The sequence below is a fragment of the Lentzea sp. NPDC004789 genome (assembly GCF_053601075.1).
This window is the reverse complement of sequence record NZ_JBSGBE010000003.1, coordinates 279,535-302,811: the sequence shown is the minus strand read 5'-3', so window position 1 is coordinate 302,811 and position 23,277 is coordinate 279,535. Positions and strand designations below refer to the sequence as shown.

The window sequence follows — 23,277 nt, the reverse complement described above, 5'->3', positions numbered from 1 at the left end:
CGATGGGACCACTTCCGGGTGCTATCGATCTACTTCCGTCACCCGGTCGAGCGAAATCTTTGCCTTGTCGTAGTACTGGTCAGGGGTTCTTCGCGCCGGCCACCAGCTTCGCGTAGCGGGTGCCGGCGGTGAGCAGCACCAGACCCGCGCCGAGGAACGCCAGCACGCGGGCGATGCCGTCGAGCGCGGCCAGGTCGAACAGCACCAGCTTGAGCACCGCGGCGCCGACCAGGATCAGCCCGGAGATCCGCAGCGCCTTGTTGTTGATCCCCTTGACCAGCAGGAACAACGCGGCGATCGTCCACGACACGGTGACCACCGAGTGTCCGAAGAGGAATCCGCTCTCGTCCGGCGACACCAGCAGCGCCGCGCACAGCACCGCACCCGCCGCGCCGTAGAGCAGCACGAGCCCAGCGACGATCCACGGGAACGGGTGCCTGGCCGGCTCGCGCAGCACCTGCATCTTCAGCGCGGCCCACGGCACCGTCGCCGCGAACACGCCCAGCACCAGCGCCGTGACCAGACCGGCCGCGTAGTCGCCGGAGCCGACGGTCACGTACCGGGGCTCCTCGACCAGCCACGAGATCGGCACGGCCTGGACGACCGTCATCAGGAACCCGACCACGCCGAACACGATCGACCCGACCAGCGCGCTCTTCTTGGTCAGCCGCGCCGCGAGGAACGCCAGCAGCACCGCCTCGGCCAGCACGACCGCTGTCCGCGCGTTGCCGTCCAGCGCGATCACCGTGGTCTGGAACAACGCGAGCATGCCCGCCGCACCGGCCGCCGTCGTGAACGCGCGGGGCAGGTCGGGGACCATCCAGATCGCCAGCAGCACCGCGGCGACCGCGCCGGCGAGGATCGAGTCGGCCGGGTCCTTCAGCAACGTCGTCGCGAACATCGCGGGCAGCGCCGAACCGGCGACCAGCCCGACCGCCACGACGTCGCCGGGCCGCTTCCACACCGTCAGCAGCGCGACCACGATGCCGACCGCGGTGGTGGCACCCGCGACGCCGACCACGGTCCACTCGAAGTCGGCGGGCACGGCCCGCGCGGTGGTGAGCAGCGAGGCGATGATCGGCGGCAACCCGGCGGCGACCGCGAGACCGGGCCAGCGGCGCTGGAGCTGGACCGGCGTGCCGGCCATCTTGAGCACCAGCAGGAACCCGACCAGCAGCACCGTGAAGCCCTCGGTCAAGATCGGCGAGCAGATGGCGCACGCTGCGACGACGCCGACCGCGAGCGTTTGCGAGTCCCACCGCAGCGCGAGCACGACACCGGCCGCCGCGACCGCGAGGCCGACCACCAGACCCACCGCCGGCGGCAGGTACTCGTAGAGGCTCGTGGCGGCGATGACGTCGAGGTAGAGGCCCGCGAAACCGGTCGCCGCGAGCGCGAACGCCCCGGTGCGGCCGTGCGGGTTGCGGTGCAGCCACATGCCGATGCCGACCAACGCGCCGCTGAACACCGCACCGCCGATGACGCGCGGCATCGGCCCGAGCCACCCGCGTTGAATCGCGAGGATCAGCAGCAGCACGAACCCGAGCACGGTGATCGCGCCACCGACCCAGGCCAGCAGCTTGGAGCCCGCGCCGTCCTTGCCGAGCTTCTCGAAGAGGGTCTCGCGCGGCTGGGGCGCTGGAGCAGGCCACTGCTGAGGTGCCTGCGGCCACGGTTGCGGTGGCGGAGGCTGCGGCCAGGCCTGCTGGGGCGGAGGCGGTGACTGAACGGGCATCGTCGCCGGGACCGGTGCCTGGTTCGCCCACGGGCTCTGCTGTGGTGGCGCGGTCGCGGCCGAAGCCGAGTGCTCCCGCATCTCCGCGCTGAGCGTCACCAGTCGCTGCCCGATGGCCGCGAGCTCCAGTGCGAGGCGCTGCTCGTACCCGAGGCGATCCTGTCCGTCCATGTGATCAGGGTGAGGCAGAGCACGCCCGGTGACATCCGTACACCTACTCATCCAGCTTGACTACATACATGTGTAATCGATTAACTACGCCCTCGTGACGACCATGAAGGACGTCGCGCAGCACGCGGGCGTGTCCACGGCCACCGTGTCGCGCGTGCTCAACGGCCATGCCGCGCCGACGCCCGAGACCCGTGAGCGGGTGCTCGCCGCGATCGAGGAGCTCGGTTACCGGCCCAACGCGCTGGCGCGGTCCCTCCGGACCACCAGCACCCAGACCCTCGGTCTGGTCATCAGCGATCTGCTGAACCCGTTCTTCGCCGAGATCGCGCGAGCGGTCGAGGACGAGGCCCGGTCACACGGCTACTGCGTCGTGATCGGGAACGCCGACGAGAGCGCCGAGCAGGAGGCCACCTACGTGCGCACCCTGCTCGACCGCCGGGTGGACGGCCTCCTGCTGTGCCCCGCGACCGACGACCCTGAGTTGGTTCGCGAAGTGAGCGCAGGCGGCGTTCCGCTCGTCCTGCTCGACCGGACGGTCAGGGGCGCCACATGCCCCGTCGTCCGCGCCGACGGCAGCGAGGCATTGACCGCGCTCGCCCGGCGGCTCGTCGGCGCCGGCCACTCCCGCATCGGTGTGATCGCGGGACCGCCGGACACCTCCACCGGGAGAGAACGTAGCGACGTGTTCACCAGCGTGCTCGGTGGCGCGGCGCAGGTCGTGCACGGCGACTTCCGGCAGGAGAGCGGCAGCCAGGCCGCCGCCAAGCTGATCGACGACGGCGCCACCGCGCTCGTGGCCATGGACAACCTGATGGGCCTCGGCGCGCTCGGCGAGATCCGGGCCCGCGGCCTGCACATCCCGCACGACATCGCGCTCGCGGTGTTCGACGACCAGCCGTGGTTCCCGCTGCTCGACCCGCCGATCACGGTCATCGCGCAGCCGACCGTGGAGATGGGCCGTGCCGCCGCCCGCAGTCTGCTAGCCCTGATCAACGGCCGGCAGCCCGACGACGTCCGCCTCACCGCGAAGCTCGTGCTGCGCGGTTCGTGCGGGGAGGCCGAGCTGTGAAGACGCTGATCACCGCCCGTGGCATCACCAAGCACTTCGGCGCCACCAAGGCGTTGGACGGCGTGGACCTCGACATCAACGCCGGCGAGGTGCACGTCCTGCTCGGCGAGAACGGTGCCGGGAAGTCCACTCTGGTCAAGGTGCTCGCGGGCATCCACGGCCACGACGCCGGCACCATCGAGGGCAACGCGAGCCTGGCGGTCATCCACCAGGAGCTCGCGCTCGTGCCGGAGCTGAGCGTCGCGGAGAACCTGTTCCTGAACCGCCTCCCGCGCAGGTTCGGGTTCGTCGACCGCGCCGAGATGCGCCGCAGGGCACCGGAACTGCTCGACCGCGTCGGGCTGGACGTCGACCCGAACGCCAAGGTCAAGGACCTCGGCATCGCGCAACAGCAGATGATCGAGATCGCCCGTGCGCTCGACAAGGACGCCGGTGTGCTGATCCTCGACGAGCCGACCGCGGTGCTCACCGACACCGAGACCGACCGGTTGCTGGAGATCATGGGCCAGCTCCGCGAGAACGGCGTCGGGCTCGTCTTCATCACCCACCACCTCGACGAGATCCAGCGCGTCGCCGACCGCATCACGGTCCTGCGCGACGGCCGGTCCGTCGGTGTCCTCGGACCCAAGGCCACCACCCAGCACATGATCGAGCTGATGGTCGGCCGGTCGATCGAGGAGCAGTACCCGCGGGCCAGGCAGCGCCGCGGCAAGCCGCTGTTGAAGATCAGCAACCTCACCCGGCGGGGCGTGTTCCGCGACATCAACATCGAGGTCCGCGCGGGCGAGGTCGTCGGCATCGCGGGCCTGGTCGGCGCCGGGCGCACCGAGGTCGCGCGCGCCGCGTTCGGCGTGGACGACTACGACTACGGCAAGGTCGAGGTCGACGGCAAGCCGTTGCGCCGCAACGACGTCCAGGCCGCGATCAAGGCCGGGCTCGGGCTGGTGCCGGAGGACCGCAAGGGTCAGGGCCTGGTGCTGACCGCGACCGTCGGGCGCAATCTCGAACTGGCCACGCTCGCCAACCGCGACCAGCAGCGCCTGCACGACATCGCGGGCAAGCTGCGGATCAAGGGCCGGGTCGAGCAGCCGGTGAAGGAGCTCTCCGGCGGCAACCAGCAGAAGGTCGTCATCGGCAAGTGGCTGCTGGCCGACCCGAAGGTGCTGATCCTCGACGAGCCCACGCGCGGTGTCGACGTCGGCGCGAAGGTCGAGATCTACGAGCTCATCAACCGCATGACCGCGCAGGGCCGGGCCGTGCTGCTCGTGTCCAGCGACCTGCCCGAGGTGATCGGGATGAGCGACCGCGTCGTGGTGATGGCGCACGGCCGGGTGGCCGGTGAGCTGCCCAAGGGCGCAACTCAAGACCAGGTGATGGCACTCGCCGTGCAGGAGATTTCGGCATGACCACGATCAGCATTCGCAAGTACGCCAGTGAGAACGGAGCGCTGGCAGGGCTTCTCGTGCTCGCGCTGGTGATCGCGATCATGCAGCCGGCGTTCCTCAACACACAGAACCTGCTCAACGTCGGTGTGCAGGCCGCGGTCATCGCGATCATGGCGTTCGGCATGACGTTCGTGGTCGTCGCCGGCGGCATCGACCTGTCGGTGGGCAGCATCGCCGCGCTCGCCGCCATGGTCGGCGCACTGACCGCGGGGCCGGTCGGACTGGTGGTCGGCGCACTCTGCGGCCTCATCAACGGCGCGTTGGTCAGCTACGGCAAGCTGCCGCCGTTCATCGCGACGCTGGCCATGCTGAGCGTCGCGCGCGGTCTCACCCTGGTGTTCTCGGCAGGCCAGCCGCACGAGACCGACGCACCGGTGACCTTCCTCGGCTCGAACCTCACGCCGATGCTGCCGTTGCCCCTGCTGCTGATGCTGCTGTTCTTCGGCATCACCGGCCTGATCCTCACGCGCACCAACCTCGGCCGCCGCATGTACGCCATCGGCGGCAACGAGGAAGCCGCGAAGCTCAGCGGTATCGACGTCCGGAGGCAGAAGCTCTGGATCTACGCGCTGAGCGGCCTGTTCGCCGCCGCCGCGGGCCTCGTGCTCGCGGGACGGCTCGGGTCGGCCGGTCCGCAGGCAGCGGTCGGTTACGAGCTCGACGCCATCGCCGCGGTCGTCATCGGCGGTGCGTCGTTGTCCGGTGGCGTTGGCCGCGCCACCGGGACGTTGGTCGGCGCACTTGTGCTCGCCGTCCTGCGCAACGGCCTCAACCTGCTCCAGGTGCCGCCGTTCTGGCAGCAGGTCGTCATCGGCGTGGTGATCGCTCTCGCCGCGTTGCTCGACTCACTTCGCCGTCGCTGAGTACCAACCGCAACAGGTAAGGAAGACACCAATGAAGGTGACCCGACGGATCGCGCTGACGCTCGGTGCCGCAGCTCTTCTGGCGACCGGGTGCAGCGGAACAGGGGCGTCCGGAGGCAGCGGCATCACCATCGGCCTCGCGGTGTCCACGCTGAACAACCCGTTCTTCGTGGAACTGCAGCAGGGCGCGCAGGAGATGGCGAACCAGCTCGGTGCCAAGCTGACCGTGGTCGACGCGCAGAACGACGCGACGAACCAGGTCAACCAGGTGCAGACGCTGGTGACCCAGGGCGTCAAGGCGATCATCCTGAACCCGGTCGACTCCAAGCAGTCCGCGCCCGCCGCCAAGGCCGCCGAGATGGCGAACATCCCGCTGATCTCGGTCGACCGCTCGGTCGAGGGCGGCAAGGTCGCCGCCGAGGTCGCCTCCAACAACGTCTCCGGCGGCAGCCTCGCGGCCATCGAGCTCGGCCGCGCCACCTCCGGCGAGGTCGCGCACCTCAAGGGCATCCCGGGCGCGTCGGCGTCGCGTGACCGCGGCCAGGGCTTCGAGCAGGGCCTGAACAGCGGCAACATCAAGGTCGCCGCCACCGCCGTCGCGGACTTCGACCGCGCCAAGGCCCTCAACGAGACCACGAACCTGATGCAGGGTCACCCGACCATCAAGGGCATCTTCGCCGAGAACGACGAGATGGCGCTCGGCGCGATCAAGGCGCTCGGTGCCCGTGCCGGCAAGGACGTCGTGGTCGTCGGCTTCGACGGCACGCCGGACGGGCTGAAGGCCATCCAGGACGGCACGCTCGCCGCCACCATCGCGCAGCAGCCGAAGCTGCTCGGCTCCAAGGCCGTCGAGCAGGCGGTCAAGGCCGCCAAGGGCGAGGTCGTCCAGCAGGTCGTGGACGTCGAGGTCAAGGTCATCACCAAGCAGAACGTGGCAGAGTTCCTCAAGTGACGAACACTCTGCTGGTCCTCGGGTCCGCCAACGCCGACCTCGTGGTCGAGGTCGGCAGGCGGCCCGGCGGCGGTGAGACCGTGCTCGGCGGCGACACCGTCGTGCTCCCCGGAGGCAAGGGCGCGAACACCGCCGTTGCCGCCGCACGGGTCGGCGGATCCGTTGCGCTCGTCGGTGCCGTTGGTGGTGACGGGTACGGCTCGCTGCTGCGCGAGTCGCTGGAGTCGTCCGGCGTCGACACGGCGCTGGTGAAGACGTCCGCGCGGCCGACCGGAATCGCCTACATCACCGTGACCCCGGACGGCGAGAACTCCATCGTCGTCTCGCCCGGCGCCAACGCCGACGTCACTGAGTCCGATGTGGACGCTCTGTCGTTCGAGGGCGTGCAGGTGCTCACGTGTTCGCTGGAAGTGCCGCTGGAGACGGTGACCCACGCGATCGACGTCGCCGCGAAGGCCGGCGTGCGGACTGTGCTGAACCTGTCGCCCGTCGCCGAACTGCCCGCACGGACCCTGGAACAGCTCACCGTGCTGATCGTGAACGAGCACGAGGCCGCGCAGCTCGCACCCGGTTTCGCGGACCTGTTGCGGCTCGGCCCGAAGTCGGCGGTCGTCACGCTCGGCGCGCGCGGTGCGGCCGTGGTGACCGACGAGGGCATCACCGAGGTGCCGTCGATCGAGGTGGCCGAGGTCGTCGACACGACCGGTGCCGGTGACGCGTTCGCGGGCGCGCTGTCCGCCCGGCTCGCCGACGGCGACGGGCTCGCCGCCGCCGCGAGGTACGCCGCCAAGGTCGCCGCGCTGTCCGTCACGAAGGCCGGCGCGCAGCCGTCCTACCCGACCGCGGCCGAGGTCAGCTCCGCAGCGGCGGAATGACCTGCACCGGTTGTTCCTTGGCCGTGGCGAAGTCGAAGACGGCGAGCTCCTCGGAGTTGCCCAGCTTGGCCTCCAGCCTGCGGAGCTTGCCGTCGGCGTCCAGCCAGTAGCGCAGCCGCGCCTCCGCCGCGTCCTTCTGCTTCGGGCCCTCGAAGACGTCGACGGTCGTGTCGCCGATCCGGTCCGACCGCAGCCAGCGCGCCGAGCTCTGCAGCAGCAGCTGGGAGTTCTCCGGCCGGTCCGCGCCGAGGTTCACCAGCAACCGCAGCGCACCGTCCAGCTCGGAGCCGCGTTCCTGCAGGTTGCGGACCTGCCAGTCGACCACCGGCACCGGGTCGACCGGCTTGGTGGACTGGTTCATCGCGAACGCCATCCTGCCCGGGTTCCACTGCACGAGACCCTGGGAGAACTCGTCGTTGCGGCCGTCGGTGCGCATGCCCGCGTAGCCGACGTGGTTCACGAAGTCGACCCGGCCGTCCAGCACCAGCTTGCCGCCGGGTGACGGCACGGACGCCGTGAACGCCCTGATCCCGCTGGTGTAGTTGGAGAACCGGACCAGCGCCAGGCGTTCGGCCTCGGGAATCGAGAGCGGGCGCGGGTCAGGCGTCGAGCTGCAGGCGGTCAACGCCAGTGCCAGCGCCAGCACGGTCTTCCTCATGACCGCACCGCCGCGCGGTCTCCGAAGAGATCCTCGGCCGGCACGCCGTACTTCTCCACGTTCGGTGCCTTGTCCGGCAACGGGCCGCTCGGCATCTCCGGTTGCACCGGCGGGGCGGCGACCTGGTTGAACGGGATTCCGCGCGGTGCGGCGGGCTTCGGCATCGGGTCGCCGACGCCGTCGTAGCAGCGGCCGCCGTCGAAGCAGTTGTGCCTGCCGGGCGCGCGTTTCGAGGCCACGTACAGCACGTCCTGGCCGTTGCCGGTGATCACGTTGTCCTCGAAGCGGTTGTCCAGCGGCGGCAGGTCCTCGCTCGACCCGAGCGCGACGCCGGTACCGGGGTTGCCGGTGATCCGGTTGCGGGACACCACGTTCCGCGTCCCGCCCGCGATGCCGACGCCGAGCCCGAACGCGCCGTCGGCCTGCGCCGGGGACAGCGCCTCGTCGTTGTCCGACACGAGGTTGCCGACGAGCGCGGCGTCCTCCTGCGGCACGAACGCCTCCTGGTAGTCGGAGTTCGACGTCACGCCGACGCGGTTGCCGCTGAACCTGTTGCCCAGCACGTACATCTGGCCGGACGCGTTCGTGCCCTCGTAACCGACGGCGTTGCGCTCGGCGACGTTGCCGCGCACGACGATGTCGCACGGCTTGCACTGACCGACGTAGAACCCGGAGTCCGCGCTGCCGCTCGCGTAGCTCTGCTCGATCACGCCGTGCTGGGCGTCGAACGCGTAGATGCCGTACAACGCGTTGTTGCTGGCCGTCACGTACGAGATGCGGAAGCCCTGCAACGGCGGGAACTTCGCCGGGTCGAGCTTGGTGTAGCCGGTGCTGCCGCGGCCCATCCCGCCGTTCTCGTTCAGCCCGGTGACCAGCACGCCGTTCAACGTGTGGTTGCGGACCGTCAGGTTCTGGATCGACACGTCCGGCGCGGTGACCACGATCCCGTTGGCGCGCTTGACCTCGCCGTCGATGATCACGCTGCCGCGCTGGGTGCCCCTGATCGTGAGGCCCTTGGTTCTGACCTGCACGGACTCCTTGTAGACGCCGGGCGCGACGACGATGGTCGCGCCCTCCCGCGCCGCGTCCACGGCCGCCTGGATGGTGCTCAGCTGCGCCGGGACGGTGATCTCGGGGCCGAGCTTCGGTGACGCCGCCGACGAACATCCGGCGACCAGCAATACCGCTGCGAAGGTGTACGGAGCGCGCACAGCCGGTCACCGTACTGCTCTGTTCGGCCTAGTGTCACACTGCCCCTGTGGTCGCCATCTCACGCCGCCGTCTGCTCTACGGCGCTGCTGCCATCGGCCTACTGGGTGGCTGCGGTTCTCCGGACCGTCAGCAGGGCATCACCACGCCCCAGCAGCGGTACGCCGACATCTCCGTCTGGGACGCGGCCGCGGTGCCGTCCGCGCAGGTCAGCGCGTCGGTCACGGTGACGTACGGGCACGGGATCGACGGCCTGCCGGAGTTCCCCGGCGACGCGGTCGCGCCGCAGGAGCTGGGCGGAAAGCTGTTCCTGCAGATCTGCGGGGACGACGCCGAGGCCGTGCGCGACGCGGCTGCACGGCTGCGGCCCGACGGCCGGCTGCGGTGGCGTGAGCAGGGCTTCTGCAACCCCGACGGCACGAACGGGTTGGGTTTCAAGGACGGCATCGTCGTGCCGAAGACCCCGGAGGAGTTCGACGCCGAGGTCTGGCTGCCGGACGGGTCGACCATCGCGGTCGTGCGCCGGATCAAGCTCGACGTCGCCGCGTTCACCGCTCTGCCGGTGGCCGACCAGGAACGGGTGTTCGGGCGGCGCAAGCACGACGCAGTGCCGCTGTCCGGCGGCGAGGAGGTCGATTTGTCGGCAAAGACACCGGACGGCGAGTACGTCATCCCGGCCGACGCGCACGTCCGGCGCGCGCATCCGCTGATGGCGGGCGCCGGCCTGATGCTGCGCCGCTCCTACAACTACGCCGAGGGCCTGCTCTTCATCTCCTACCAGCGCGAGCTGAAGACGTTTGTGAACACGATGTATCGGATGGTCGAGGGAGACGCACTTCTGCGTTACGCCACGACGACCAGCTCGGCGGCTTTCCGCATTCCGCCCCGGAATTGGTCACACTGAGCTGTCGTCGGTTCCCGGTGGAAGGGTATGGTCTAGACCATGTCGAGCACGCGGCTGAGCGGTGTCGGTGTCAGCAGCGGCCGGGCGTCCGGTCCCGTGGTCAGGGTCGCCGAGGCCCTGCCGGAACCTCCGCTTGGTCCGCGACCTGCGGATACGAAGGAAGAAGCCTCCCGCATCCGCCCGGCGACCGAGGTCGTGGCGCAGCGCCTGATGGAGCGCGCGAAGACGGTCGAGGGCGAGGCCAGGGCCGTCCTGGAGACGACCGCGACCATGGCGGGCGACCCGTCGCTCATCAAGTCGGCCGAGAAGCTCGTCGTGGACGAGGCCCTGCCCGCCGCCCGTGCGGTGCACCAGGCCGCCGCGAAATTCATCTCCGCGCTGCAGGCCGCCGGTGGCTACATGGCCGAACGCGCCCGCGACGTCCAGGACGTCCGCGACCGCGTGGTGGCCGAGCTGCTGGGCCTGCCCGCCCCCGGCGTACCGGACCTGACCTCGCCGTCCGTGCTGGTGGCGCGTGATCTCGCGCCCGCGGACACCGCCGGTCTCGACCCGTCGAAGGTCCTCGCCCTCGTCACGGAGGAGGGCGGTCCGACCTCGCACACGGCGATCCTCGCGCGGTCGCTGGGTATTCCGGCCGTCGTCGCGTGCCGGGGCGTCCTGGCGTTCGACGCCAAGGCGTTGGAGGTCGACGGCGACACCGGCCAGGTGCGCGAGTCGGACGGCAAGGTCCGCGCGGCCGGCACCGGCAAGAAGGCCGTCTGGAACGGCGTGGGCGTGCTGAAGGACGGCCACCGCGTGAAGGTGCTGGGCAACGTCGGCTCGCCCGCGGACGCGGCCGCCGCCGCTGCCGCCGGCGCCGAGGGCGTCGGCCTCTTCCGGACGGAGTTCTGCTTCCTCGACGCGGCGGAGGAGCCGAGTGTTGCTGAGCAGACTGCTGCCTATGAGGCTGTGCTGGCGCCGTTCAAGGGCAAGCCGGTTGTGGTGCGCACCCTCGACGCGGGCGCGGACAAGCCGCTGGCGTTTCTGAACCCGGACCCCGAACCCAACCCGGCCCTCGGTGTGCGCGGTCTGCGCGTCGCCTTCGACCGCCCCGAGGTGCTCGACCGCCAGCTCCAGGCCATCGCCGCCGCGGCCGCTTCTTCCGGCGCCGACGTGTCGGTCATGGCACCGATGGTCGCCACGGCTGCTGAGGCGTCGTGGTTCGTCGCACGCGCCCGCCAGGCGGGGATCAAGCGTGCCGGTGTGATGGTCGAGGTTCCGTCGGCCGCATTGTCGGCCCGCGAGATCCTCCAGGTCGTCGACTTCATCTCCATCGGCACCAACGACCTGGCCCAGTACGTCTTCGCCGCCGACCGCCAGCTCGGTGGCGTGGCCGCGCTGAACGACCCGTGGCAGCCCGCGTTGCTGCGGCTGATCTCCCAGGTCGGCGAGGCGGCCACGGCGGCGGGCAAGCCGATCGGCGTTTGCGGTGAGGCCGCAGCCGATCCGTTGCTCGCGTGCGTGCTCATCGGCATGGGCGTGACGTCGTTGTCGATGAACCACACGGCTCTCGCGGATGTCGGCGCCAAGCTCGCGACGTCGAGCATGGACATCTGCCAGCTCGCCGCCCGTGGCGCGCTGGCGGCAGGAGATCCGGGAACGGCCAAGCTCGCCGCACGCGCACCGCACTAACGTTGGGTTCGTGCAGAGCCAGACGAAGCGTCGCCTGTCTGAAGAAGAGCTCAACGCCCTGATCGGGTATCGGTTGGAGAGCGAGCTGACCGACGGCTGGTTCAACACGGCCTACCGCGTCGTCCTCGACGACGGCCGTGCCGCCGTCGTGAAGCTCGCGCCACCGGCCGACGTCCCGATCCTGCGCTACGAACGCGGCATCATGGCGACGGAGGCCATGGTCTATCGGCGGCTCGCGGTGCTACCGGACGTTCCGGCGCCCGAGCTGCTCCGCGAGGGCCCGGACTTCCTGGCGATCTCCCTGCTGGAGGGCACTCCCTGGGACAAGGCCACGGACCTGCCCGACGCCACCCAACGGGCGTTGCGCCGCGAACTCGGCGCGATCACCGCACGCCTGCACACCCTGACCTCGGACGAGTTCGGCTACCCGGCCGCGGAGTCGGGGCTGTCCGCGCCGGACTGGAAGACGGCCTTCACCGCCATGGTCGACGCACTCCTCGACGACGCCGAACGGTGGCAGTCAGACCTGCAGACCACGCCCGCCGAGATCCGGGCGCTGGTCGCGGCCGGCGGCTACGCGCTCGACGAGGTGACCAGGCCTGCCCTGATCCACTTCGACCTCTGGCCGGGCAACATCTTCATCGACGGCACCCGGATCATCGGACTCATCGACCACGAACGGGCGTTCTGGGGCGACCCGGCCGCCGAGCTCGTCTCCCTGGCGTTCGGCGGTGACGTCGGCCAGGACAGCGATCTCGTGCGCGGATACGTCGAGGCGGGCGGTGTCCTCGACTTCACGCCCGCGTTCCAGCACCGGCTGGCGCTCTACCACCTCTACCTGAGCCTGCTGCTCACCATCGAGTGCAGTCCGCGCGGCTACACCGACGAGAACCACCTGACGTTCTGCCGGGGCTACCTCGCCGACAACCTCGCCCGGCTACGGGCGCTCGGCCTTGACCGCGCCGAGGAACGCTGACCACGCCTGCGCAGACACCGGCAGGTGCGTGGCCGGTGCCTTGCTGTCGCGGACGCCGATGCCACGACCGATCTCGACGCAGTCGCTCGAGTTTGGGCTGTGAGAACTCTTGCGCCAGGTCGACATGCGGGACGCCTCCTCAGATCAGGATGCCGGTGATCAGCTCCTTCGATTGTTCCGGATCCAACGCTTGATCGTCGAGCAGCTTCAGCAGGGAGGTGTAGACGGCGACTGATTTCGCGTCTTCGAGGAAGAGGCCGGACGTCTCGCCTTCGAGGAAGATGACCGGCTCGAACTTTTCGTAGCCGAGCTGAAGGAACGATCCGGATATGCCCGCGTGTGCGCCGATGGCGGTCGGCACGACCCGCAGGGTGATGTAGGAACGCTGCGCCATCATCAAAAGGTGGATGTACTGGTCCTTCATCACGTTCGGCCCGCCCACCGGTAGACGCAGCGCGTGTTCGTGAATGAAGAACACGAACTTGCGGCTCCAGTGGAAAAGTTTGCGGCGTTCGAGCTTCGCCTCGATGAGCTTTTCGTAGTCGACCGCCTTGCGGACAACTCCTTCGAGTGCAGCACGCATGTAGTCAGTGGTCTGGAGATGTCCGGGGATGAGATTCGCCGACCAGACCGTGATCTCGTTGGCGAGACGTTCCTGGTTGAGCAGCAGGGGGACCTGATCCGGCGGCCCGTCCTCGGGAATCTTGAGGTAGCCGCTTTCGCGCGTCTCGCGGAACAACGCGACCAGGTGGCGGGCCTCTTCCGGGCTGACCCGGCAGAACCCGAGCAGGTGCTTGAGATCGCCCTCGTCGACCCCGCCCTTGCCGCGCACGAGATCGGAGAGTTTGGCTTCGTCCCAGCCGAGTGCTTCGGCGAGCTTGCGATGGGTCAGCTTGGTCTGTTCGATGGCGTTGCGGAGGCCCTCGCCGAACTCCCGTCCCACCACACTGGACTTTCGTCGTGGCATGGCAGTGAAGCTAGAAGTACGACTCCCTTCGGCTCCATCGTTTCCGCCCGAATTTCCCTGAAGGAAGTAGTTTTTGGAGCCGGTACAAGTCCTACCTTTGTGCCACTAAGTGGAGTTCATCAAGCACGATGCGCACCAACGGATGGTCTTCCGACCCTCTGCGCACAGCCGCCACCACTCGTCGCAATGGCGCCACACCGGCAACTGGAATTCCGCGCACCGCGTTCCGGGGCGCCAACGCCACGCCGGCGCCCGCCGCGACCAGTGCCTCGATCGCGCGGAAGTCGTCAGAGGTGTGCCGGATCCGCGGGGTGAACCCGGCCTGGGCGCACGCCATCTCCACAACGTCCCGCAACGGGTTGCCGGGCTGTGTCACGACCCAGTCCTCGTCGGCCAGCGCAGTGAGGTCCACCGGTCCGGTGAGCGGGTGTCCCGGTGGCAGCACGACGTCGAAAGGTTCGGTGTAGAGCGGAAATCGCGTGAAGCGCTCGGTGGCGCGGTGCTCCTCGGTGATCGCCACGTCGATCTCGCCGTCCAGCAGCAGCCGTACGCTCTCGTGGCCCTCGGCGTCGCGCACCGACAGCTCGATCGACCGTTCCCGCAACGCGGCCAGCGCCGGTGCGACGACCTGCGTGATCGCCGACGCGAACGCCGCGACCGCGACCCGCCCGGACGAGCCGGAGGCGAGAGCGTCCAAAGTGGCCTGTGCGCGTTCCAGTTCCGCGGCGACGACATGGGCGTGCGCGACGAGCAGCTCACCGGCCGGGGTGAGCGAGACGCGGCGTCCTTTCCGCAGCAGCAAAGGATGTCCGGCCTCCGACTCCAAGGCGGCCAGCTGCTGCGACACCGCTGACGGCGTGAGGTGCAACGCGGCAGCCGCGGCCGTCACGGTGCCGTGGTCGGCGAGTGCGCGCAGCACGCGGAGCCGTCGTGGGTCGATCACCCGCTCATGATGGACGCAGCGGCCAGGCGACGCAGTTCCGTCGCGATGTTCCGCATCGCGCGCCGCGCGTGCCGGTCGCAGGAGATGAACGAGGCGAACCCGTGCACCAGCCCGTCGCAGTGCAGGTGGGTCACCGGCACCGAGGCGGCACGCAGTCGTTCCACGTACTCGGTGCCCTCGTCCCGCAGCGGGTCGAACCCGGCCGTGACCACGCAGGTCGGTGGCAGGCCGTGGAAGTCGGGCGCGCGCAACGGTGACGCGTACGGCTCGAACAACCGCTCCAGCTCCGGCGAGTAGCAGGACCGGTACCAGTCGATCGTGTCGGTCTCGATGAAGAAGCCGCGCCCGAAGAGCTCCCGTGCCGGGTGTTCGCCCATCCCGTCGACCGCCGGGTAGAGCATGAGGTTGAAGGCGGGCTTCGTCACCGCGTCGTCGACGCACCGCTGCGCCACGACGGCCGCGAGCGCGCCACCCGCGCTGTCGCCACCGACGCCCACCGCGAGACCTTCGCCGCCGAAGCGCTCCACGTTCGCGACGACGTGCAGGAACGCCGCGTAGGTGTCGTCGACCGCGGCCGGGTACGGGTGTTCCGGGGCGAGGGAGTACTCGACCGACACGACCCGCACGCCACCGTGCAGGCTGAGGAACCGGCAGATGCCGTCGTGGCTGGTCACGCTGCCGACGGCGAAACCGCCGCCGTGGAAGAACACCAGCACCGGGAGCGGACCGGACGCGCCGGGCGGGCTGTACACCCGTGCCGCGAGCGGACCGCGCGCACCGGTCACGAAGGTGTCGCGCACGTGCACCTCGGACGCGACGCCGGCGTGCATCACGGACGACACGATGTCGTAGTCCCTGCGGGCCGCCGTCAGGTCGATCACCGCCTGCGGTTCGGACCTCGGCACGAACCGTTCCAACGCGATCAGCAGCTGGGCGGTGGGGCTCAGCCGGGCCCCCTCGACCTCGACCGGCGGGCCGAGGATCGCGCGGATCACCCGGTCCGGAAGGGACAACGCGGCCCTGGCTGCGAGCGTGGCCAGGCGGAGGCTCAGTCTCACCCGAACAGCGTACGGCGACCCCATTACGGCTGTGAGTCTCAAATGGACTTTCCGAAGAACTCGGAAACTCACCGTTCCACGACGGGAGATTCGACCGGGCCGTTCACCGGGACGTCCTGAGGCACGATCGGGTCGATGGACGTGCTGTCGAGCAGGAGGTACTGCTCCTCCGAGATGGGGAAGTCCGCCGGCACGCCGTGCTGCGACGTGCTGATCATGTCCCGCTTGACCATCGGCAGACCGGTCTCCGGGTTGACCACGAACTGCGTCTCGACGCCCGAGAACTGGAACGTCGACGGCGCGGGGATCGCCACGCCGATGCCGGAACGGCCGTCGGACAGCGGCACCTCGCCGAGGAAGCGCGCTCCGTCGAGGCTCTTGAGCAGCTCGAACGCCGCGCGTCGCTGGTCGTCGCGCACGTTCGCGGTCATCACCTCCATGGCGAGAGTCGCGGTCTTGTAGGTGTCCTTACCGCTGATCGTCTCCAACGACTTCCTCAGCTCCGCGGGGTCCGCGGGCAGCGAGTCGAACGAGTCGAACCGCACCTTGCTGTGCAGGGACATCTGGAACCCGGCGACGTTGGTCTTCTGCACGGACGGCTTCATCGGGCCCATGCGCACCGAGTGGCTTCCTCCGACCTGAGGCACCGTCGCGGGCTTGCCCGTCAACTCCCACTTGATGCCGTCGTCCGAGGTGAAGGGCTGCACCCAACCGTCCTTCTGGACGACCGTGACCTGCCTGTTGACCGTCAGCCACTGGTCGGTCTTCGAGGAGATCATCACGACGAACGGGTTCGCCGGATCGCCCACGACCATCAACGACCACTGCTGCGTCAGCGCGTGCCACCACGGTCGCGGCGCGGCCGGCTGCGCGGGCTGGGTGGGCCTCGGCAGCAGCACGACCACCAGCGCGATCACCCCGGCCACGACCAGCACCGGAGCGAACCGCCTGACCAGCCGCGTCCTGGCCGAACGCGCCCGCGGCAGCGCGGTGATGCGGGCGAGGTCGCGTTCCATCCGGTCGCGGTCGACCTCGGGCACGGCCGGCCTGACCCTGGCGAGGTCCTTCATGAGGTCTTCCATGACTCCCTCGCACGGTCGAAGTTCGATGTCGAGAGAACGGCCTGCAACCGTCGTCGCGCTCGATGCAGCCGCACGAAGAACGTCGCCGTCGTGCACCCGAGCACCTGCGCCGCCTCCGCCGCGCCCAGCCCGTGCCACGCGATCAGCGTGAGCACCTCCTGGTCGGCCTCGGACAGGGTCGCGAGCGCCACCCGCAGTTCGATCAACGCGAAGTCGTCGTCGGCCGGAAGCTCGATGAGCTCCATGTGCGTGGCCTGGCGGCGGGCCGCGCGCACGAGGTTGCGGGCGATGCCGAGCAACCACGGCAGCGCGTTCGACGGCATCTGGTCGAGCCTGCGCCAGGCGATCGTGAAGGTTTCGCTGGTGATGTCCTCCGCTCGCTGTGCACCCGCATGGCTCGCGGCATAGGCGAGCACGCGCGGGTAGCACTCGCGGTAGACGGCAGAGAAGTCCTCCACGATCGCCCCTCCCTCTTCACGAGGTAGTGCGCGGATCGCTCGGATTCTTACCGTTGTGTGACTCGGGTCACATCTTGGCGCGTGCGGCGACGAACGCGTCGACCGCCCGGTTCACGTCGTCCAGCGAGTGAGCCGCCGACATCTGCGTGCGGATGCGGGCCTTGCCGTGCGGCACCACCGGGTACGAGAAGCCGATCACGTAGATGCCCTGTTCCAGCAGCAGGTCGGCCAGCCGGGCCGCCTCGGCCGCGTCACCGATCATCACCGGGATGATCGGGTGCTCGCCGGGGAGCAGGTCGAAGCCCTCCTCGGTCATGCGGCGGCGGAACAGCTCGGTGTTCTCCCTGAGCCGGGTGAGCAGCTCGGACGAACCGGAGAGCAGGTCCAGCGCGGCGATCGCGGCCGCGGTGATCGACGGCGCCAGCGAGTTCGAGAACAGGTACGGGCGTGAGCGCTGGCGCAGCAGTTCGACGATCTCCTTGCGGCCGGACGTGTAGCCGCCGGACGCGCCGCCCAGCGCCTTGCCGAGCGTGCCCGTGACGATGTCGACCCGGTCCTGCACGCCGAAGAGCTCCGGGGTGCCGCGGCCGGTCGGTCCGGTGAAGCCCACCGCGTGCGAGTCGTCGACCATGACCAGCGCGTTGTACCGCTCGGCCAGGTCGCAGATCTCGTCCAACGGCGCGAGGTAGCCGTCCATCGAGAAGACGCCGTCGGTGGCGATCAACCGGTACCGCGCGTCGGCCGCGTCCTTGAGCTGACGCTCCAGGTCGTCCATGTCGCGGTTCTTGTAGCGATAGCGCTTGGCCTTGGACAGGCGCACGCCGTCGATGATCGACGCGTGGTTCAGCTCGTCGGAGATGATCGCGTCCTCGGCGCCGAGCAGCGTCTCGAACAGGCCGCCGTTCGCGTCGAAGCACGAGCTGTAGAGGATCGTGTCGTCGGTGCCGAGGAACTCGCTGAGCTTGCGCTCCAGTTCCTTGTGCGGCTCCTGCGTGCCGCAGATGAACCGCACGGACGCCATGCCGAAGCCCCACTCGTCGAGCGCGGTCTTGGCTGCCTCGATGAGCTTCGGGTGATCGGCGAGCCCGAGGTAGTTGTTGGCGCAGAAGTTCAGGACCTCGTCACCCTGCCCGACCCGCACGGCGGCGTTCTGCGGGGTGCCGATGACGCGCTCGGACTTGTAGAGCCCGGCCTCCCGGATCTCCCCGATCGTCCTGACCAGGTCGTTCTTCAGCTCGCCGTACATCAGGCTCCCGTCCAGTCGAGGATGACCTTGCCGCACTTGCCCTCGCGCGCGGTGGCGAACGCCTCCGCGTGCTGCGTGTGGTCGTACCGGTGCGTGATGACCGGCGCGAGGTCGAGGCCGCGCTGCAGCAGCACGGTCATCGAGTACCAGGTCTCGAACATCTCGCGGCCGTAGATCCCCTTGATGTGCAGCATCTTCAGCACGACGCTGCTCCAGTCGACGGGGAACTCCTCCGCCGGCAGCCCCAGCATCGCGATGCGACCGCCGTGCGCCATGTTCGCGATCATGCTCTGCAGCGCCGACGGCTTGCCGGACATCTCCATGCCGACGTCGAAGCCCTCGGCCATGCCGAGTTCGTGCTGAGCCTGCTCGATCGTCTTCTCGGCGACGTTCACCGCGAGGTCGACCCCGACCTTCCGCGCGAGGTCCAGCCGGTGCTCGGACACGTCGGTGATCACGACGTTGCGCGCCCCCGCGTGCTTGGCGACGGCGGCGGCCATGATGCCGATCGGCCCGGCGCCCGTGATGATCACGTCCTCGCCGATGACCGGGAAGCTCAACGCGGTGTGCACGGCGTTGCCGAACGGGTCGAAGATCGCGGCCACGTCCAGGTCCACGGGCGTGCGGTGCACCCACGCGTTCTGCTCGGGCAACACGACGTACTGCGCGAACGCACCGTTGGAGTGCACGCCGAGACCGCGCGTGTTGGCGCAGAGGTGGCGGCGTCCGGCCTTGCAGTTGCGGCACGTCCCGCACACGAGGTGGCCCTCGCCGCTGACCAGGTCGCCCACCTTGACGCCGGTGACGCTCGCGCCCGTCTCGACGACCTCGCCGACGAACTCGTGGCCGAGCGTGAGGGGCGCCTTGATGTTGGCCGCAGCCCAGTCGTCCCACGAGTCGATGTGCAGGTCGGTGCCGCAGATACCGGTGCGCAGCACCTTGACCAGCACGTCCGTCGGACCCGGCGTGGGGTCGGGGACGTCGGTCAGTTCCAGGCCAGGCCCAGCGGCGACCTTGACGAGAGCCTTCATGCGGGAAGTCTCACCCTTTGCTGCTTGTGCAGTCCATCAGGACTTTCTGAAGTTCTTGTGCAGCTCAGCTTCATTGGCGATGTTGCGCACCATGCCGCCGAACACCACGCCGTGAAACGGCCAGACCACCGCCCAGTAGAGGTGTCCGGCGAGCCCTTTGGGCACGAACACGGCGCGTTGGCGGTAAGTGGACCCGCCGTCGCGGGTACCCGCCACTCGAAGCTCCGGCCCTGGGCACTTTCATCTCCGCGCGCAACGCAGCAGCCTGCCGCGTTCGGTCTCCTCGTCCCGGTATCGGCCGAGCGCCTCACTGGCATTGTCTCAAGATCGCGAGTTGTCCACAGATCGCCGAATGGCCGCTTGACCAGCGCAAACCCTGATATTCTGGAACGGGGACGCCCCCCGGGAGGGTGGGGGCTGCGCTCTCCGCGTTTGCATCGACGACTCACCGCGGACATTCGGGCGTCTCGCCGGTTCGGTGATCGCGCTTGTCGGCGGACGCGGCGCGGTCGGACCCGGCGGATGCGGTCGGCAGCGGTTCCCTCAGCGCACCCGGTGCCGAGTTTCCGACCAGCGCGCCGCCTCAGTTCTGCAGGTCTTGGCAAGCGCCGGCTCGACCGCGTGGTCGTAGCCGACGTTCTCGCCCGGCAGAGCCCTCTCGATGTCGTGCTCGCCGCAGACCACCTCGTGCACCAGTGACTCGATCAACGCCCCCGCCATCGACCCGGCCACCGGCGTCACCAGGAACACCCAGTACGCGGACAAGTGCGGAGTCAGCAGGGGCACGGGGAACACCAATCGTTTGCGCAGCCCGGCGACCAGCGCATACCGGTGAATCATCTCCAGGTAGGTCAGCACGTCCGGGCCGCCGATGTCGAACGTCCGGTTCGCGTCCAGCGTCGTCGCGTCGACCAGGTACCGCAGCACATCCCTGACCGCGATCGGCTGGATCCGGTTGTGCACCCACCGAGGCGTCACCATGACCGGCAGCCGTTCGGTCAGGTATCGCAGCATCTCGAACGACGCCGACCCGGATCCGATGATCACCGCGGTCTGCAGCACCACCGCGGGCACCGACGACCGCAGGAACACCTCGCCGACCTCCTTGCGCGAGGCCAGGTGCGGTGACAGCGGTCCGCCACGCGGATGCAGCCCGCCCAGGTAGACGATCCGCCGCACGCCGGCGCGTTCGGCGACGCGGGCCGTGTTCTCGGCAGCGCGCCGATCCGCGTCCGCGAAGTCCTTCGAGTGCAACGAGTGCACGAGGTAATGGACGACCTCGACCTCGTGCATGGGCACGTCGAGATCGCCGAGCACGTCACCGCGGACGATCTCGACGTCAGAGGCCCACGGCACGTCGCGCAGCTTCGAAGGCGAGCGCACGAGGCACCGCACCTGATGTCCGGAGGCCAGCAGCCTGGGCACGAGCCGTCCGCCGAGGTACCCGGTCGCGCCGGTCACGAGACACCGCATGCCCTGATCCTGCGGGCTCCGGCGAACGGGTGCAGATCAGCGCTTGCGCTTGATCACCACGGACCCGCCGCGCACGTGACCGCGCACCTGGAAGTGCGGAGAGCCGACGGGGTTGTGGACCTTGTCCTTCAGCTCACCGGCCGTGATCTCCACGGCGTCGACGTTCAGCGACGACCCCGGTGGCAGCACCAGCTTCACCGACCCCAGCGACACGTCGAGATCGATGTTGACGACCGGCGGCACCTCCGCCCCGGTGAAGTCCAGGTTCGTCGTGCCGAGGGTGTTGCGGATGACGAGCTCGCGCGGCACCACCCAGTGACCCTTGCGGACCGTGGTGCCCATCGTGTTCTTCAGCTCGGTCCGCGCGTGCGCGACCTCGTTGTTGACCATGCCGGGCAGGTCGATGAGCACCGAGTTCAGGTCGGCGCGCGTCACCGCGGCCAGCGCGGTGTCGGTGCGGGCGGTGAACTCGTCGAGCGTGATCATGCCGCGGCCCACCGCCTTGTTCAGCAGGCTCACGACGTGCTCGCGCTCGGGGTCGGACACGCGTAAGTCTCTGGGGTCGGTCATTTCTCTGCCTCCGGTTCGCTGTCGAGACCGTGCTCGATGGCATAACGCGCCAGCTCCACCCGGTTGTGCAGTTGCAGTTTGCGCAAAGTCGACTGGACGTGGTTCTCGACCGTGCGGTGGGAGATCACCAGGCGGTTCGCGATCTGTCGTGCCGTCAGGCCCTTGGCCACCAAACGGAGCACCTCGGTCTCCCGGTCGGTGAGCTCCGGCTTCTCCTTCGAGTCGTCCGGCGCGGCGGCCATGCGCCGGTACTCGCCGAGCACCAGTCCGGCCAGGCCCGCGGTGAACACGGCGTCACCGGCGGCGGTGCGCGAGACGGCCTCGACCAGTTCGTCGGAGGACGCGGACTTCACCAGATAGCCGGACGCGCCCGCCTTGACGGCCTGCAGCACGTCGTCGTGCTCGCCGGACGCCGACAACACCAGCACGCGCGTGTCCGGCAGCTCGCTGGTGATCATCAACGTCGCGTCGACGCCGGACAGTTCGCCGAGGTTGAGGTCCATCAGGACGACGTTCGGGCGCACCGCCTTCGCGATGCGCACGGCCGAGGCAGCGTCTCCCGCGGTCGCCACGACCTCGAAGCCCCGCTCCTGCAGATCCCGTGCCACGCCTTCGCGCCACATCGGGTGGTCGTCCACGACCATCACCGAGACCGTCACCTTGCCGCCCCCTTCCTGAACACCCGAACCTCCCACTCCGTGCCCTCCCCCGGCCCGGTCTGGAGTTCCAGCGTGCCGCCCAGCGACTCCACACGGCCTTTGATCGACTTCGCGATGCCCATCCTGCCCTCTCGGGCCGCGGAGGCGATCCGGCCTTCCGGGATGCCGGGACCATCGTCCCTGACGCTGAGCACGATTTCCTCTCCGAGGTCCTCCAGCAGCACCCACGCCCGTGCGTCGGCACCGGCGTGCTTGTCCACGTTGGACAGTGCCTCGCGGACCAGCGAGTGGAGTTCACCGGCCACGGCGGCCTTCAGCATGACCTGGGTCGCCGGCGTCGACACCTGAACGCGCGGCGTCGCGAGCAGCTGCAGGCCCGGCCGCACGTCGATCTCTCCGTCCACTGTGGAGTCGGTCGGTGCGGCGGCCACCAGGTTGCGCAGCGCCACCTCCTGCTCGCCGGCGAGCCTGGCCAGTTCCGCGGCCTCGCCACCGACTTCGAGCCCGCGCTTGCGGACGCGGGCGAGCACCTGCAGCACGCTGTCGTGGATCGAACGCGCGAGCCGTTCCCGTTCCGCCGTCGCCGCTTCCGCGCGCAACGCCTGGGCGAGCAGCACCGCCGATCGCCGTGCCGTCGCCGACGCCATGCCCACGACCATGCCGGCACCGGCCAGCAGCACGACGTCGCGCAGCATGTCGAGACTCGGCACCCTCTTGGACAGATAGGTGAAGAGACCCACCACCAGCCCACCGGCGAACCCCGCGGTCGGTCCGCCCACCGCGCCCAGCACGACCGCGGGCACGCACGCCCAGATCGTGGTGATCAGCGGAACGTTCAGGGTCAGCAGCTGGTGGTCGGACATGATCAGGGGCGACAACGACATGAGCCCGCACGTCACGGCCAGGTCGATCAGCACGAGCGGCCAGTTCCTGCCCCGCGTCGTGCTGTACGCGCGGCTGGTGAACACCGACCACAGCGCCATGATCCCGAGCGTCGTCCACGCGAGATCGGGCCGGAGGTAGCCGGACTGGTTCGCGATCACGTTCGCCGCCGCGAACAGAAATGTGACTATGCGTAGCGCAATAGCCCCGCGCCACAGCGGCGTGGCCGGGTCGTCGATCACCTTCGTCACACGTTCGGCAGGCAGTTCGGGCACGCTGTGCTCCTTTCGGCCACCATCCTGCCGCGTGAACGTGCGCTGGCTAACCCCCAGGTGGCCGTCTTCTGCCGAACGGAGGAATGTGCGACGCTCTCCGGGTTC

The 23,277-nt window shown here is 69.3% G+C and carries 22 protein-coding genes and 1 pseudogene; 8 read left to right on the top strand and 15 right to left on the bottom strand.

What is annotated here, in order from left to right:
- Positions 1-79 precede the first annotated feature (79 nt).
- The gene (locus tag ACWEIJ_RS09065) at positions 80-1,906 is read right to left on the bottom strand and encodes a DUF2339 domain-containing protein (protein ID WP_449836623.1); all 1,827 of its coding nucleotides are present in this window, start codon (positions 1,904-1,906) and stop codon (positions 80-82) included.
- 103 nt (positions 1,907-2,009) lie between these two features.
- Here ACWEIJ_RS09065 and ACWEIJ_RS09060 point away from each other — a divergent pair, with 103 nt between their 5' ends.
- The 5 genes from ACWEIJ_RS09060 to ACWEIJ_RS09040 are packed head-to-tail and all read left to right on the top strand — an operon-like array spanning position 2,010 to position 7,110.
- Positions 2,010-2,975 carry a LacI family DNA-binding transcriptional regulator gene (locus tag ACWEIJ_RS09060; protein WP_449836864.1) on the top strand — a complete coding sequence of 322 codons (966 nt, stop codon included), beginning with the start codon at positions 2,010-2,012 and terminating at the stop codon, positions 2,973-2,975.
- Positions 2,972-4,381: a sugar ABC transporter ATP-binding protein gene (locus ACWEIJ_RS09055; protein ID WP_449836622.1), complete on the top strand. Its 1,410-nt coding sequence runs from the start codon at positions 2,972-2,974 to the stop codon at positions 4,379-4,381. Before ACWEIJ_RS09060 ends, ACWEIJ_RS09055 begins: the two co-directional genes overlap by 4 nt.
- Positions 4,378-5,283: an ABC transporter permease gene (locus ACWEIJ_RS09050; protein WP_449836621.1), complete on the top strand. Its 906-nt coding sequence runs from the start codon at positions 4,378-4,380 to the stop codon at positions 5,281-5,283. Before ACWEIJ_RS09055 ends, ACWEIJ_RS09050 begins: the two co-directional genes overlap by 4 nt.
- Positions 5,284-5,314: 31 nt before the next feature.
- A complete protein-coding gene (locus tag ACWEIJ_RS09045) occupies positions 5,315-6,235 on the top strand; it encodes a substrate-binding domain-containing protein (RefSeq protein ID WP_449836620.1) in 921 nt (306 codons plus the stop codon).
- Complete coding sequence (locus tag ACWEIJ_RS09040; RefSeq protein ID WP_449836619.1) at positions 6,232-7,110, top strand: ribokinase; 879 nt, start codon at positions 6,232-6,234, stop codon at positions 7,108-7,110. Before ACWEIJ_RS09045 ends, ACWEIJ_RS09040 begins: the two co-directional genes overlap by 4 nt.
- Here the strand turns inward: ACWEIJ_RS09040 and ACWEIJ_RS09035 are convergent.
- Both ACWEIJ_RS09035 and ACWEIJ_RS09030 read right to left on the bottom strand, forming a co-directional pair.
- Positions 7,088-7,768, bottom strand: a complete 681-nt coding sequence (locus tag ACWEIJ_RS09035; protein WP_449836618.1) for a hypothetical protein — start codon at positions 7,766-7,768, stop codon at positions 7,088-7,090. The two genes, ACWEIJ_RS09040 and ACWEIJ_RS09035, sit on opposite strands and share 23 nt — an antisense overlap.
- A complete protein-coding gene (locus ACWEIJ_RS09030) occupies positions 7,765-8,979 on the bottom strand; it encodes a right-handed parallel beta-helix repeat-containing protein (RefSeq protein WP_449836617.1) in 1,215 nt (404 codons plus the stop codon). The genes ACWEIJ_RS09035 and ACWEIJ_RS09030 overlap by 4 nt, the downstream gene beginning before the upstream one ends.
- A 47-nt stretch (positions 8,980-9,026) precedes the next feature.
- On the opposite strand from ACWEIJ_RS09030, the gene ACWEIJ_RS09025 reads away from it, so the two are divergent.
- Genes ACWEIJ_RS09025 through ACWEIJ_RS09015 form a run of 3 tightly spaced genes read left to right on the top strand, consistent with a single transcriptional unit; the run spans position 9,027 to position 12,528 of the window.
- Complete coding sequence (locus ACWEIJ_RS09025; RefSeq protein WP_449836616.1) at positions 9,027-9,881, top strand: Dyp-type peroxidase; 855 nt, start codon at positions 9,027-9,029, stop codon at positions 9,879-9,881.
- A gap of 39 nt (positions 9,882-9,920) precedes the next feature.
- Positions 9,921-11,552, top strand: a complete 1,632-nt coding sequence (gene ptsP / locus ACWEIJ_RS09020; protein WP_449836615.1) for a phosphoenolpyruvate--protein phosphotransferase — start codon at positions 9,921-9,923, stop codon at positions 11,550-11,552.
- Between the two features lie 10 nt (positions 11,553-11,562).
- Entirely contained in the window at positions 11,563-12,528 is a 966-nt protein-coding gene (locus ACWEIJ_RS09015; protein ID WP_449836614.1) for a phosphotransferase family protein, read from the top strand.
- Here ACWEIJ_RS09015 and ACWEIJ_RS09010 read toward each other — a convergent pair.
- The 12 genes and pseudogenes from ACWEIJ_RS09010 to macS form a co-directional block, all read right to left on the bottom strand.
- Positions 12,490-12,654 (bottom strand): DUF397 domain-containing protein, encoded by a 165-nt coding sequence (locus ACWEIJ_RS09010; protein ID WP_449836613.1) that lies wholly within the window; start codon positions 12,652-12,654, stop codon positions 12,490-12,492. The two genes, ACWEIJ_RS09015 and ACWEIJ_RS09010, sit on opposite strands and share 39 nt — an antisense overlap.
- A 13-nt stretch (positions 12,655-12,667) precedes the next feature.
- A complete protein-coding gene (locus tag ACWEIJ_RS09005; RefSeq protein WP_449836612.1) occupies positions 12,668-13,471 on the bottom strand; it encodes a helix-turn-helix domain-containing protein in 804 nt (267 codons plus the stop codon).
- 115 nt (positions 13,472-13,586) lie between these two features.
- Positions 13,587-14,438: a LysR family transcriptional regulator gene (locus ACWEIJ_RS09000; RefSeq protein WP_449836611.1), complete on the bottom strand. Its 852-nt coding sequence runs from the start codon at positions 14,436-14,438 to the stop codon at positions 13,587-13,589.
- Positions 14,435-15,496 carry an alpha/beta hydrolase gene (locus ACWEIJ_RS08995; protein WP_449836610.1) on the bottom strand — a complete coding sequence of 354 codons (1,062 nt, stop codon included), beginning with the start codon at positions 15,494-15,496 and terminating at the stop codon, positions 14,435-14,437. The genes ACWEIJ_RS09000 and ACWEIJ_RS08995 overlap by 4 nt, the downstream gene beginning before the upstream one ends.
- 68 nt (positions 15,497-15,564) lie before the next feature.
- Positions 15,565-16,578: a hypothetical protein gene (locus tag ACWEIJ_RS08990; protein ID WP_449836609.1), complete on the bottom strand. Its 1,014-nt coding sequence runs from the start codon at positions 16,576-16,578 to the stop codon at positions 15,565-15,567.
- Entirely contained in the window at positions 16,563-17,036 is a 474-nt protein-coding gene (locus ACWEIJ_RS08985) for an RNA polymerase sigma factor (protein WP_449836608.1), read from the bottom strand. The genes ACWEIJ_RS08990 and ACWEIJ_RS08985 overlap by 16 nt, the downstream gene beginning before the upstream one ends.
- A gap of 67 nt (positions 17,037-17,103) precedes the next feature.
- Positions 17,104-18,282 (bottom strand): glycine C-acetyltransferase, encoded by a 1,179-nt coding sequence (locus ACWEIJ_RS08980; protein WP_449836607.1) that lies wholly within the window; start codon positions 18,280-18,282, stop codon positions 17,104-17,106.
- A complete protein-coding gene (gene tdh / locus ACWEIJ_RS08975; RefSeq protein WP_449836606.1) occupies positions 18,282-19,313 on the bottom strand; it encodes an L-threonine 3-dehydrogenase in 1,032 nt (343 codons plus the stop codon). The genes ACWEIJ_RS08980 and tdh overlap by 1 nt, the downstream gene beginning before the upstream one ends.
- Positions 19,314-19,349: 36 nt before the next feature.
- Positions 19,350-20,786 (bottom strand): annotated as a pseudogene (locus ACWEIJ_RS08970) (DUF2867 domain-containing protein).
- A 36-nt stretch (positions 20,787-20,822) separates the two neighbouring features.
- A complete protein-coding gene (locus ACWEIJ_RS08965) occupies positions 20,823-21,332 on the bottom strand; it encodes a DUF1707 SHOCT-like domain-containing protein (RefSeq protein WP_449836605.1) in 510 nt (169 codons plus the stop codon).
- 20 nt (positions 21,333-21,352) lie between these two features.
- On the bottom strand, positions 21,353-22,000 hold the full coding sequence (locus ACWEIJ_RS08960) for a response regulator (protein ID WP_449836863.1): 648 nt from the start codon (positions 21,998-22,000) through the stop codon (positions 21,353-21,355).
- An 11-nt stretch (positions 22,001-22,011) separates the two neighbouring features.
- Positions 22,012-23,172, bottom strand: coding sequence for a MacS family sensor histidine kinase (gene macS, locus ACWEIJ_RS08955; protein WP_449836604.1), 1,161 nt, complete (start codon positions 23,170-23,172; stop codon positions 22,012-22,014).
- Positions 23,173-23,277: the final 105 nt, after the last annotated feature.